Source organism: Halomonas sp. BLK-85, assembly GCF_044792155.1.
Lineage (GTDB): Bacteria > Pseudomonadota > Gammaproteobacteria > Pseudomonadales > Halomonadaceae > Vreelandella.
Map to the genome: position 1 here is coordinate 230,052 of NZ_CP087731.1, position 12,083 is coordinate 242,134.

11 protein-coding genes and 1 rRNA gene are annotated in these 12,083 nt (G+C 55.2%); 3 read left to right on the plus strand and 9 right to left on the minus strand.

Going from position 1 to position 12,083, the window contains the following annotated elements; all coding sequences use genetic code 11:
- The first annotated feature begins 147 nt into the window (after nucleotides 1-147).
- Together rrf and LL947_RS01035 are read left to right on the plus strand one after the other, a co-directional pair.
- Nucleotides 148-263, plus strand: a 5S ribosomal RNA gene (gene rrf, locus LL947_RS01030).
- 243 nt (nucleotides 264-506) lie between these two features.
- Nucleotides 507-1,841 (plus strand): deoxyguanosinetriphosphate triphosphohydrolase, encoded by a 1,335-nt coding sequence (locus tag LL947_RS01035; RefSeq protein ID WP_499833683.1) that lies wholly within the window; start codon nucleotides 507-509, stop codon nucleotides 1,839-1,841.
- 16 nt (nucleotides 1,842-1,857) lie between these two features.
- Here the strand turns inward: LL947_RS01035 and LL947_RS01040 are convergent, their stop codons facing one another.
- The 9 genes from LL947_RS01040 to tkt form a co-directional block, all read right to left on the minus strand.
- Complete coding sequence (locus LL947_RS01040) at nucleotides 1,858-2,769, minus strand: nuclease-related domain-containing protein (protein WP_290822993.1); 912 nt, start codon at nucleotides 2,767-2,769, stop codon at nucleotides 1,858-1,860.
- A 40-nt stretch (nucleotides 2,770-2,809) separates the two neighbouring features.
- Entirely contained in the window at nucleotides 2,810-3,184 is a 375-nt protein-coding gene (locus tag LL947_RS01045) for a translation initiation factor Sui1 (protein WP_290822994.1), read from the minus strand.
- A 2-nt stretch (nucleotides 3,185-3,186) separates the two neighbouring features.
- On the minus strand, nucleotides 3,187-3,888 hold the full coding sequence (locus tag LL947_RS01050) for an HAD family hydrolase (protein WP_290822995.1): 702 nt from the start codon (nucleotides 3,886-3,888) through the stop codon (nucleotides 3,187-3,189).
- Between the two features lie 171 nt (nucleotides 3,889-4,059).
- A complete protein-coding gene (gene fba, locus LL947_RS01055; RefSeq protein WP_290822996.1) occupies nucleotides 4,060-5,124 on the minus strand; it encodes a class II fructose-bisphosphate aldolase in 1,065 nt (354 codons plus the stop codon).
- A gap of 60 nt (nucleotides 5,125-5,184) precedes the next feature.
- Entirely contained in the window at nucleotides 5,185-6,366 is a 1,182-nt protein-coding gene (locus tag LL947_RS01060) for a phosphoglycerate kinase (RefSeq protein WP_290822997.1), read from the minus strand.
- The gene (locus LL947_RS01065) at nucleotides 6,308-7,447 is read right to left on the minus strand and encodes a type I glyceraldehyde-3-phosphate dehydrogenase (RefSeq protein WP_499833684.1); all 1,140 of its coding nucleotides are present in this window, start codon (nucleotides 7,445-7,447) and stop codon (nucleotides 6,308-6,310) included. Before LL947_RS01065 ends, LL947_RS01060 begins: the two co-directional genes overlap by 59 nt.
- A gap of 31 nt (nucleotides 7,448-7,478) precedes the next feature.
- Nucleotides 7,479-8,192 (minus strand): LrgB family protein, encoded by a 714-nt coding sequence (locus tag LL947_RS01070; RefSeq protein WP_290822999.1) that lies wholly within the window; start codon nucleotides 8,190-8,192, stop codon nucleotides 7,479-7,481.
- The gene (locus LL947_RS01075; protein WP_290823000.1) at nucleotides 8,182-8,535 is read right to left on the minus strand and encodes a CidA/LrgA family protein; all 354 of its coding nucleotides are present in this window, start codon (nucleotides 8,533-8,535) and stop codon (nucleotides 8,182-8,184) included. Before LL947_RS01075 ends, LL947_RS01070 begins: the two co-directional genes overlap by 11 nt.
- An 11-nt stretch (nucleotides 8,536-8,546) precedes the next feature.
- Nucleotides 8,547-10,544: a transketolase gene (tkt, locus tag LL947_RS01080; protein WP_499833685.1), complete on the minus strand. Its 1,998-nt coding sequence runs from the start codon at nucleotides 10,542-10,544 to the stop codon at nucleotides 8,547-8,549.
- Between the two features lie 271 nt (nucleotides 10,545-10,815).
- Between tkt and metK the strand changes: the two genes are divergently transcribed.
- Nucleotides 10,816-12,036: a methionine adenosyltransferase gene (gene metK, locus LL947_RS01085; RefSeq protein ID WP_290823014.1), complete on the plus strand. Its 1,221-nt coding sequence runs from the start codon at nucleotides 10,816-10,818 to the stop codon at nucleotides 12,034-12,036.
- The last annotated feature ends 47 nt before the right edge of the window (nucleotides 12,037-12,083 follow it).

A 12,083-nucleotide genomic window follows, 5' to 3' on the forward strand; every position in this document is an offset into this window, starting at 1 on the left:
GACGCGCGAAAGCGCAGAGCTTGCAACAGCAGAACTTGCAACAGCAAGAAAGCGAAATGCAAGAAAGCCGGATACGAAGAGACGATCACAGACATTACGCAGTGGCCCCAAACGCCGCTGAATCAGCTTGCTATATCACCTGTTACGCCTGACGACCATAGCGAGTGGGAACCACCTGATCCCTTGCCGAACTCAGCAGTGAAACCGCTTAGCGCCGATGGTAGTGTGGGGCCTCCCCATGCGAGAGTAGGTCATCGTCAGGCACTTATACCGCAAAAAACCCAGCCCATCGGCTGGGTTTTTTGTTTGTAGGGCGTAAAGAAAAAAAGGGTCTCCCCATGGAGCGTCCCGGCAGCCCGGCGCGGATCCTCGTCAGGCACTTATACTAAAAATCCCTCAGAGGTTACGCTCCGGGGGATTTTTTTTGCGTGGAAATTTTGGCGTAAGGCGCGAGGAGAATTGTTGCAGCTATTTATGTCAGAATGCAGCATCTAAGGAGGAGCCTGATGACATCAATGCGCTGGGAGCAGTTGCTTTCACCACAACGTTTGCATGACAAACGTCTTGGCAGTGGCCGTGAGATTGGCCGAAGCCCTTTCCATAAGGATCATGATCGTATCATTTTCTCAGGGTCGTTCCGGCGCCTGGGGCGCAAGACGCAGGTACACCCTTTAACCGAGAACGACCATATCCATACCCGTTTGACACATTCGCTGGAGGTCGGCTGTGTGGGGCGTTCGCTAGGCATGAGCGTGGGTGAGCTGCTGGGAAATCGCTTGCCTGCCTGGATATCACCTGCTGACCTGGGTGTCATTATCCAGACAGCCTGCCTGGGTCACGACATCGGAAACCCACCCTTTGGTCACGCAGGTGAGTACGCTATCAGGGATTGGTTCCAGCGCGCTGGTCATAGCGGCCTGCTCGATGGTTTATCGGTGCCAGAGCGTGACGATCTGCTTACCTATGAAGGTAATGCTCAAGGGTTCAGGATTATTACCCAGATTGAATATAATCAGTTTCAGGGCGGTATGCGCATGACAGCGGCAACGCTGGGCACCTTGCTGAAATATCCCTGGAGCGTGGCGCATCGGACCCAGGAAGGTAAGTTTGGCGCATATCAGTCGGAATTGGACATACTGCGCGAAGTGGCCGAAGCGCTCGGACTTCTGGTGCAGGGAGAAAATCGTTGGTGTCGGCATCCGCTGGCCTGGCTGGTAGAAGCGGCCGATGATATTTGTTATGCCCTCCTGGACCTGGAAGATGGCCTGGAAATGGGTATTCTGCACTATCACGAGGTAAGTGACATTCTCAAGCACATTGCAGGAGAAGTGCCCGCTGAATATCTTGAAATGCAAAAGCGCGGAGTCTCCCAGCGGCGGCGCATTGCCCTTTTGCGGGGTTCTGCCATGGAGCGAGCCGTGAATGAAGTCAGCGCCGTCTTTGTCCAGCACGAGCAAACTCTTTTAGCCGGTCGTCTGGAAAATGATCTGCTGGAACTTTGTCACCCTGACCTGGGTTGGGGCGTGCGTGCAGCCAAGCAGTTGGCACAGGAAAGGATATTCCAGAACGAGAGAAAGGCAAAACTTGAGATTGGTGCCTATACGACGCTGGGCATCTTGCTGGAAGCCTTTATAGGTGCAGCCCATGAATTGCATCATACCGGTCGCTTGTCCTTTAAGCATCAGCGGGTGCTGGCTCTGATAGGCGAAAACACGCCACAGCGTGACTGGACGTTGTACGCCAGTTATCGCCGCATGTTGGACTTTATTGGCGGCATGACAGATCACTTTGCCGTCGATCTGGCGCAGGAAATGGGCGGCAAGCTTAAAGGCAGCAGTTAAAAGGGCACGCAAACATTCAAACGGAAGGTTGCCGAAGTGGCTTGCCTTCCATCAGTCGAGCGCGCTCAAGCAGCAGATGGATAATCCGGTCGTGCAGGCCATCGTCAAGCTCGCCCAAGGTATGTTCTGAAAGTTTTCGAGCCAGGTCATCACCACTGACGACGAGAATATCGTCTGCGGCTTCCGAGGTGTCAATTTTCCAGCCAGGCAAGACCAGAACACCGAGGACCGGTATATGAACGCCACAGTGCGTTTCCAGCCACTGGTTGACCCAGTGAGCCGCCTGCCTGGTCTTATACAAAGGGCGCCGTTCTTGCCAATACGGAAAGCGGAGACGTTCATGCTCTACAAATACCTGAGTCAGTTCTTTTCCATTGTTGCCAACGGCTGTGGAGCGTGCGCGGGTTTCCACCACAAAGACCCCGTGGGGTGTGACGACCACGTGGTCAATCGTAAAACTGTCAGTAGGTACATCATGGAAAATATAGTAGGGATGAGCGTCAGGTCGGATCAGCCTTTCCAGCTCCTGGCCGACAGCCAGTTCACAGGCCAGGCCAAGCTTCAGGCGTCGGATACGCTGATAATCGCGCACCAGCAACAGGGAAAAAACCAGTACCAGACAAGTGCTAAGCAACCCATATAGGGCCCATTCCACCCAATCCTGGCGATCGACAAACAACATCCTGCCCATGCCATATACCAAGGGCGAAAGACTGATCAGCGGTCCCAGAGTGCCATTAAGAAAAAGGCTGGAAAATGCCTGATCAAGGCGGTTACGCAGTGCCTGCCCAGGCGTGCGCAATGGGTGGGCATCAAAGGGTGAAGTAATGCGGGCATCATACAGGCTACGCAAGGCAAGAACGATGGCCGCCATTGCGGCCATCGGAAACAGAAAAATCAGTGGTAGCAGGTATTCCAGCCAAACCATAATGAGTGCCTTGGTAAGCCAGTGGCCGATTCAGCTCGGTTCAACCGCCAGCAAGTTTTGCCTGGTAACCATGCTCGGTAAGCGCCTGTTTGAGCGTTTCACGATGATCACCCTGAATTTCAATGACTCCTTCCTTGACTGCACCGCCAGTGCCGCAGCGTTTCTTAAGCTGCTTGGCCAGCACCTTGAGCTCTTTTTCAGGCAAAGGGATACCTGACAGTGTAGTGACGCCCTTACCCTTGCGGCCACTGGTTTCGCGGCGAATACGCACGACGCCATCAAGTGACGCAATGCGTGCCTGTTCAGCCAGATTTTCACAACAGCAGCTTTCAAGTGCCTGGCGGCACGCCGGGCAGATATCCCCTTGCTCTGTTGAGTAGACAAGCCCACCGAGCTGATCACGTAATGACGCCATGACTAGACTCCTTTATAACGTTTGAGGTTGGTGCTGTTGCCCCATCTGTCACTCGTCAACTGGTGAATGGTGGCGGGTAATTGATACATGCTGTTGATCATGACAGCGCCGCTGGGAGTTTTTTCGGCATCAGGAAAGCGGTTCAGGTGAACCACCGTCATTCCGGCGTCCAGTGCTGCCTTGACACCTACCAGCGCATCATCGATGGCAATACAGTCAGCCGCATCAAACCCCATGCTGTGGGCTGCATGGAGATGTAAACCTGGCTCTGGCTTCCAGCAGTTGGCTGCATAACCGCTGAACAGATGGCCGTTGAAGTAGTCACCCAACGCAGTTGTTGTCAGGGCATTAATGATTTTCTTTTCCGGTCCGTTAGAAACCACTGCTCTGGGGTAATCGCTTAATTGCTGCAGGGCTTCACGGGCACCGTCGATAGTGGTGAGTTCATTGCTCAGCCGAGTGGCCAGATTGGCACGCATGGCACCTTCCATGATTTCCAACTGTTCACGTGAAACCGCGCCGTAGCGTTTCTGCAGCTCGGCCACAATACGACGAAAACGTGCACCGCGGAATTCACCCATGTAGTCAGAAACCACAAAGGGCAGACCTACCGCATTGAGGCCGATTGCCATCTCTTCTGCCAGGAGGGGCTCGCTATCGACCAGAGTGCCGTCGCAATCAAATAGCAGAAGCGGCAAAAACATGAGTGATCCTTGCACTGTTCAAAGCGCGGCTATCTGACATACAAATCATAATTCTATAATAGAATGATTCTACGACGTTAGCGAACACTGTTCTATGACTTTTGCATGCTTCTGCTGGGGCCTGTCAAGAGGGCAACCATACGGCTGCCTCTTGAACAGCACCTCGAGAGATTATCTGACCTTGGGAGCCAGTTCGCCGCTTTCGTAGCGCTTGAACATTTCTTCCAGATTGATCGGTTTGATCTTGCTGGCATTGCCTGCCGTGCCAAAGGCTTCGTAGCGGGCAATACACAGGTCACGCATGGCGCTGACGGTTTCCTTGAGGAATTTGCGCGGATCAAACTCAGACGGATTCTCGGCCAGAAAACGACGCACTGCCCCGGTTGAAGCCAGGCGCAGATCGGTATCAATGTTGACTTTGCGCACACCGTGCTTGATGCCCTGGATGATTTCCTCGACAGGAACACCATAGGTTTCGGGGATCTCCCCGCCATAGCGATTGATGACGTCCAGCCATTCCTGAGGCACGGAAGAAGAGCCGTGCATTACCAGGTGAGTGTCAGGAATACGCGCATGAATTTCCTTGATACGCTGGATCGACAGGGTATCGCCCGTCGGCGGCCGCGTAAATTTATAAGCACCGTGACTGGTGCCGATGGCAATGGCGAGGGCGTCCACCTGAGTTGCCTTGACGAACGCTGCAGCTTCTTCAGGGTCCGTCAGCAGCTGTTCCATACCCAGCTTGCCTTCTGCCCCGATACCATCTTCCTCGCCGGCCATGCCGGTTTCCAGGCTGCCCAGGCAACCCAGTTCCCCTTCCACAGAAACGCCGCACGCATGTGCCATTTCGACAGTACGGCGAGTGACGTCAACGTTATAGTCGTAATCCATCGGTGTCTTGCCGTCTTCACCCAGAGAGCCGTCCATCATGACCGAGGAGAAGCCCAGCTGGATGGATCGCTGGCAGACAGCAGGGCTGGTGCCGTGGTCCTGGTGCATTGCCACAGGGATGTGCGGGAACTCTTCCACAGCGGCCAGGATCAGGTGGCGCAGAAATGGAGCGCCCGCATATTTTCGTGCACCCGCTGAAGCCTGCACGATCACTGGAGAATCGGTTTTATCCGCCGCTTCCATGATGGCGCGCATCTGTTCGAGATTATTGACGTTGAAAGCGGGAATGCCATAACCATGTTCGGCGGCATGATCGAGCATCTGACGCATGCTAACGAGAGCCATAAAGTCACCTTATATCAAATAAATCGTTATCGTGTGTAAGTAGAGTCTGTTCAAAATCGTTTATCCCGCCGTCCTGGCACCAGGCGCTGATGCCTCCAGAGCAGCGACCGCCGGTAATGTCTTGCCTTCGACGTACTCCAGAAATGCTCCGCCCCCCGTCGAGATATAAGAAACACGCTCAGCAATCGCGTACTTGTCGATAGCGGCCAGGGTATCGCCGCCGCCGGCAATCGAGAATGCCTGGCTGTCAGCGATAGCTTCTGCAATGACTTCTGTGCCTTTTCCAAACTGATCGATTTCAAAGACGCCAACCGGTCCGTTCCAGAGAATGGTGCCGGCGTCTTTCAGCAGGCCTGCCAAGCGTGCTGCGGTCTCCGGGCCGATATCCAGAATCATTTCGTTATCGGTCACTTGATCCACAGGTTTGACAACCGCTTCCGCTGACTCGGAAAATTCTGTGGCAACAACAACATCGCTAGGCATCGGAATCTGCACTTTCTCCATCAGCGCTTTGGCCTGATTGACCAGGTCTGCTTCATGAAGTGATTTGCCTACATTATAGCCTGCTGCAGCGATAAAGGTGTTGGCAATGCCGCCACCGACAATCAGCTGATCGCATTTTTCTGAGAGGGCGTTGAGGACATCCAGTTTGGTAGACACTTTGGATCCGCCAACAATGGCTGTCATGGGGCGTTTGGGATGGGCAAGGGCCTTTTCCAGGGCCTCGAGCTCGTTGGCCAAAAGCGGCCCGGCACATGCAGCAGGTGCAAAGCGGGCAACACCGTGAGTCGATGCCTGGGCACGGTGCGCCGTGCCAAACGCATCCATCACAAAGAGGTCGCACAGCGCGGCGTACTGCTTGGCCAGCGCTTCGTCGTCTTTTTTCTCGCCCGTGTTGAAGCGTACATTTTCAAGCAGCACAACATCCCCATCGCTAAGCTCAGGGATAGCTTCCAGGTAGTCCTTGATCAGTGTGACGGGGCGACCCAACAGTTGCTCCAGGTGTTTAGCCACCGGGGCCAGGGAAAACTCTTCCGCCGGCTCACCTTCCGTCGGGCGGCCAAGGTGGCTCATCAACATGACTCTGGCACCTGCGTCTGAAGCGGCCTGAATGGTGGGCAGCGCGGCGCGCAGGCGGGCATCACTTGAGACGCTGGCATTCTTGATGGGTACGTTGAGGTCTTCACGGATCAGGACGCGTTGACCCTGGAGTGGCAGGTCGATCATTTTCTGTACGTTCATGAGCAGGTGTCCTCTTATTAATAGTGTGATGGGTTGGGTCGTGATAACCAGCTTGTGTCAGCGTTGCCAGACGCTGGCTGATATCCAGCATGCGGTTGGCAAACCCCCATTCGTTATCAAACCAGCAAAGCAGCTTGATCAGACGCGTGCCAGCTACCCGGGTCTGGGTGGCATCCAGGATGCCGGAGTGTGGATCATGATTGAAATCGACTGAGGCCATGGGCGTTTCGGTGTACCCCAGAATCCCTTGCAGATGGCATTGGCTTGCTGCTTTCAATAACTGATTGACTTCTTCTCTATCGGTATCCCGGGCGACCGTAACGGCAAGATCCATCACTGAGACATTAATGGTCGGAACCCGCAGGTGCAAACACTCGAAACGCCCGGTCAGTTTGGGCATCAAACGGCTAATACCCTTGGCCAGGCCGGTATCGACAGGCACAATCGAGTGCATGGCAGAGCGCGTCAGGCGTAGATCCGTCTGGTGATAGGCATCAATGACCGGTTGATCATTCATGGCAGAATGCACCGTGGTGGTCACCCCGTGCTCTACACCTATCGCTTCATCCAGCACGGTCAGCAATGGCAGCAGGCAGTTAGTGGTACAGGATGCGGCTGAAAGGATATGCTGCTCAGCTGACAACACTTCCTGATTGATGCCCCAGACGATGGTGGCATCCAGATCATTTTCTGCTGGCTGGGAAAACAGCAGACGCTTGGCACCCGCCGCCAGGTGCTTTTCGGCGGTGATTCGATCCTTGAAACTCCCCGAGCACTCAAGCACCAGATCTATATCAAGCGCTGCCCACGGAAGTTTGTCCGGATCAGGTTCGTTCAGGACCCGAATAGCCTGGCCATTAATCACCAGATGGTCGTCATGGGTGTCCACCTGAACTGGAAAGCGCCCGTGAGTGGTATCGAAGCGGGTCAGGTAGGTAATGGTATCCAGGTTGGAGAGCTCATTGATCGCGACGACCTGGATGTCTGCCGACTGGCGCTCTACCAAGGCACGCAGAACGCACTGGCCGATCCGGCCATAGCCGTTGATGGCAATACGAAAAGTGGAAGCCCGCGCGGCCATATATCTCCTTAATGCGTGCTAAAGATGAGAGTCAGCCAAGCAAGTGCCAGACCAGAGGTAACAACAATGCGGTGAACAGGCCAGTCAGGCTCATGCCCAATGAGGCAAATGCGCCTGCAGTGGGGCTGATTTCAAAAGCCCTGACCGTGCCGATAGCATGGCCATTAAGCCCTAATGCAAAGCCGATGAGGCGCTCATCGCTGATCTTCATCCATCGGGCGGCCAGGCTGACAAAGGCAATGGCCACGACACCGGTGATCAGAAGCCCGCCCATCAGCAGCGGAATGGAGCCGCCCAATTGCTGTGTAACCCCAATGGCAATCGGTGCCGTCACGGACTTTGCTGCCAGGGACGCCAGCACCAGGTCAGGTAAGCCCATCAGCCAGGCAATGCCCACGGCGTAAACAGCGGCCAGGCTGGCACTGATAGGCAGACAAACCACCAGTGGGCGCCATAGTTCACGAATACGTGGAAATTGCTGGTAAAGCGGCATGCCCAGTGCCACCGTGGCGGGGCCAAGCAAAACCGATAGCCAGGCGGCCCCTTGCTGATAAGTGGTGTAGTGAAGCCCGCTGACCAGCAGGAAGACTGCCAATAGCAAGGCGGCAATCAATACCGCGGGTAACCAGGTGGGCTGTTTAAGTTGTCTGAAGATGGTCATGCCGACCAGGTAAGCTGCTAGGGTCAGTGCCACGGCAAACAATGGGGTTTCAGTCAACTGTTCAAGTAAGCTATCACTTAACATCCTGGCCCCGCATCAGAAGGCGCATTAACCATAGCGTGGTCAATACGCTCAAAAGAGTGCCCAGTATCAGGCTGACTATGATGGCGATCCACTGACTACCAAGCTCGCCGGCGACAAAGAAAACGCCTACCACACCAGGCATGATCAACATCGCCAGCAGAGCAATCAGCGGTTGGGCCGCAGCCGCCAGGGTATCGGGAACACCCCCTCGTATCGCCAGAGTGATACTTAGCAGCAGCATGCCCAACACACCGGAAGAGACCGGCATGGCGGTAAGGTAGATAATAACCTCACCGATCAGCCAGAAACTGACAAGCCATAAAAACCCACCTAACGCCGTCACAGAATGGCCTATCAGGCTTGACCGAGCAGCTGATGAGCCTGTTTGACAATGTTGTCGACGGTAAAACCAAAGTGCTTGAACAGATCATCTGCAGGGGCTGACTCTCCATAGGTGGTCATGCCGATCACGCGGCCATCCAGGCCGACATACTTGTACCAGTAATCGGCGTGGCCTGCTTCGATAGCAATCCGCTTGGTCACACTGGCGGGCAGCACTTTTTCCCTGTATTCGGCGTCCTGGCCGTTAAAACGGTAGGTAGAAGGCATGGAAACCACGCGTACCGCCTTGCCGCTTGTCTCCAGCTCGGCCGCCGCCTCCATGGCCAGGGCCACTTCAGAACCTGTGGCAATCAGAATCAGCTCTGGCGCTGTCTCGCTGTCCTTGAGGATATAACCACCGCATTGGATGTCAGCCAGCTGGGCTTTGGTGCGTGCCTGATTAGGCAGGTTCTGGCGAGACAGCACCAGTGCTGTCGGGCCAGAGTGACGCTTGAGTGCCGCATCCCAGGCAGCGGCAGTTTCAGTAGCATCACAGGGACGCCAGGTGCTCAGGTTGGGCGTAGTGCGCAAACTGGTCAGCTGTTCAATCGGTTGGTGCGTCGGGCCGTCCTCACCCAGTCCGATAGAGTCATGGGTGAAAACATAGATCGCACGTTGTCCCATCAGAGCAGCCATGCGTACGGCGTTGCGCATATATTCCATGAAGATCAGGAAGGTCGCCCCATAGGGCACAAAACCGCCGTGCAGGGCAACACCGTTCATGATGGCCCCCATACCGAATTCACGTACACCGTAGTGCAGGTAATTACCGCTGGCATCATCCGGGGTGATGGCTTTGGCGCCGTTCCAGAACGTCAGGTTAGAGGGTGCCAGGTCGGCGCTACCGCCAAACAGTTCAGGCATTTGCGGGCCCAGAACATTCAGGGCTCCCAAGGATGCCTTGCGTGAGGCAATATGCTCACCTTTTTCCTGGCTTTGCTGAATCAGGGCCTCGCTGGAAAGCTGCGCCGGCAGGCGACCTTTCAGGCGGCGCTTGAATTCCAGGGCTTCATCAGGAAACGCCTCGGCATAGCGGCTCATTTGCTCTTCCCACGACTGCTGACGCTGTCTGCCAGCTTCGCGCGCGTCCCAGGCGGTATAGACAGGCTCAGGAATATGGAAGGGCGCATGCGGCCATCCAAGCTGCTCCCGCGCCGCGGCAACTTCATCATCGCCCAGCGGTGCCCCGTGAGATTCTTCCTTGCCCTGCTTGTTGGGGGCACCAAAGCCAATAATGGTTTTACAGATAATCAGGCTTGGCTTGTCATCCTGCTGCCTGGCCAGTTCGATAGCGGCCTTGATCTCTTCTGGCTTGTGGCCATCAACGTCAGGCACAACATGCCAGCCGTAAGCTTCAAAGCGTTTGGCTGTATCATCGGTAAACCAGCCATCAACCTCACCATCAATCGAAATGCCGTTATCATCATAAAAGGTGATCAGCTTGCCAAGTTTCTGAGTGCCTGCCAGCGACGCTACTTCATGAGAGATACCTTCCATCAAGCAACCATCACCCACAAAGCACCAGGTGTGATGGTCAACAAGGGTGTGGCCAGGAAGGTTGAACTGGGCGCCCAGGGTTTTCTCGGCAAGTGCCATGCCCACGGCATTGGCAAACCCCTGGCCCAGCGGGCCCGTCGTGGTTTCAATACCCGGTGCATAACCGAATTCAGGGTGGCCGGCAGTCGGTGAGTGCAGCTGACGAAAGTTACGCAACTGCTCCAGGCCAAGGTCGTAACCGCTTAAATGAAGAAGTGAATAAAGCAGCATTGAACCATGGCCATTGGAGAGAACAAAACGGTCACGGTCCGCCCATTTGGGATCTTCAGGGTTATGCTTGAGGTAGTCATTCCATAGCACCTCGGCAATATCTGCCATACCCATGGGGGCGCCGGGATGGCCGGATTTGGCCTTCTGAACAGCATCCATGGAAAGGGCGCGAATGGCATTGGCCAACTCGAAACGGGACGGCATTGAGTGCTCCTCGCCTTAAAACAATAATAAAGCGCGTATTGTCGCCGACTTCGCCAGCGGCGGCAAATAATGCTGCACACCTGGCGTTCAACACGAGGGGCAAATCGATCACTGGATATCCGCGCAAGACGCTGGGAAGCATTGCCAACAGCGTGTAGACTTTGGTCCCCGAGGTGGCTTTGCCACCTTCGGTTATGTAGGCAGGGCCTCCTGCCAAGATTTCCTGCTGATGCTTCGAGCGACAGCCGTCACACAGAAGGTCAAGAGCGCGATGAGCGAATACTCCCTGTTTACCTCCGAATCCGTTTCCGAAGGGCATCCCGACAAGATTGCCGATCAGATTTCTGATGCCGTGCTGGATGCCATCATTGCCCGTGACAAGCAGGCACGTGTTGCTTGCGAAACCATGGTCAAGACGGGCGTTGCCATTATTGCCGGCGAGATTTCCACGGCTGCGTGGGTTGACCTGGAAACCCTGGTCCGCCGGGTGATTGCCGATATTGGCTATACGTCATCAGATGTCGGCTTTGATGGCGCTACCTGCGGTGTAATCAACCTGATAGGTAAGCAGAGCGTTGATATTGCCCAGGGCGTTGACCGCACCAAGCCGGAAGATCAGGGAGCAGGCGATCAAGGCCTGATGTTTGGCTACGCTACCAATGAAACCGTCTCGATGATGCCTGCGCCGATTCATTACGCTCATCGCCTGGTGGAGCGTCAGGCCGAGCTGCGTAAACAGGGCCTTTTGCCCTGGTTACGCCCGGATGCGAAAAGCCAGGTTACCTTCCGTTATGACGCTGATGGCAAACCCTGCGGTGTCGACGCCGTGGTGCTTTCTACCCAGCATGACCCTGATATTGATCAGGAAGCGCTGCGTACCATGGTCAAGCGGGAAATTATTGAGCAGGTGATTCCAGCAGAATGGCTGGATGACAGCACTCAGTTCCACATCAACCCGACCGGCAAGTTTGTCATTGGTGGCCCTGTGGGAGACTGTGGTCTGACGGGGCGCAAGATTATCGTCGATACCTACGGCGGTATGGCACGTCACGGCGGCGGCGCCTTTTCGGGCAAGGATCCTTCCAAGGTAGACCGCAGTGCTGCCTATGCAGGCCGTTATGTGGCCAAGAATGTGGTCGCCGCAGGTCTTGCCGACAAGTGTGAAATTCAGGTTTCCTACGCCATTGGCGTAGCCGAGCCAACCTCGGTATCGGTCGATACATTCGGCACCGGAAATATTGCCGATGCTGAAATCGTCAAGCTGGTACGCGAGCATTTTGATCTACGTCCCTTTGCGATCACCAAAATGCTGGATCTGTTGCACCCGATGTACCAGCTGACGGCTGCTTATGGTCACTTTGGCCGTAAGCCCTTTGAACACAGCTACCGTTGGATGGATGACAAAGGTCAGGAACAGGTCGAGACCTTTACCGCTTTTCCATGGGAAAAAACTGACAAGGCAGACGCTCTGCGCCAGTCGGCGGGTTTGTAACACCCTCTGAAACGGTTCATTTCCTGCCAGCCAAGCGCCCCGCGGAA

What these genes read in the sequence shown, in the direction of transcription:
- fba (WP_290822996.1), bottom strand. Translation starts at nt 5,124, where the DNA reads ATGGCTCTCGTTAGCATGCGTCAGATGCTCGATCATGCCGCCGAACAT.
- LL947_RS01045 (WP_290822994.1), bottom strand. Translation starts at nt 3,184, where the DNA reads ATGGCGTCATTACGTGATCAGCTCGGTGGGCTTGTCTACTCAACAGAG.
- LL947_RS01050 (WP_290822995.1), bottom strand. Translation starts at nt 3,888, where the DNA reads ATGTTTTTGCCGCTTCTGCTATTTGATTGCGACGGCACTCTGGTCGAT.
- LL947_RS01070 (WP_290822999.1), bottom strand. Translation starts at nt 8,192, where the DNA reads ATGTTAAGTGATAGCTTACTTGAACAGTTGACTGAAACCCCATTGTTT.
- metK (WP_290823014.1), top strand. Translation starts at nt 10,816, where the DNA reads ATGAGCGAATACTCCCTGTTTACCTCCGAATCCGTTTCCGAAGGGCAT.
- tkt (WP_499833685.1), bottom strand. Translation starts at nt 10,544, where the DNA reads ATGCCGTCCCGTTTCGAGTTGGCCAATGCCATTCGCGCCCTTTCCATG.
- LL947_RS01035 (WP_499833683.1), top strand. Translation starts at nt 507, where the DNA reads ATGACATCAATGCGCTGGGAGCAGTTGCTTTCACCACAACGTTTGCAT.
- LL947_RS01060 (WP_290822997.1), bottom strand. Translation starts at nt 6,366, where the DNA reads ATGAACGTACAGAAAATGATCGACCTGCCACTCCAGGGTCAACGCGTC.
- LL947_RS01065 (WP_499833684.1), bottom strand. Translation starts at nt 7,447, where the DNA reads ATGGCCGCGCGGGCTTCCACTTTTCGTATTGCCATCAACGGCTATGGC.
- LL947_RS01040 (WP_290822993.1), bottom strand. Translation starts at nt 2,769, where the DNA reads ATGGTTTGGCTGGAATACCTGCTACCACTGATTTTTCTGTTTCCGATG.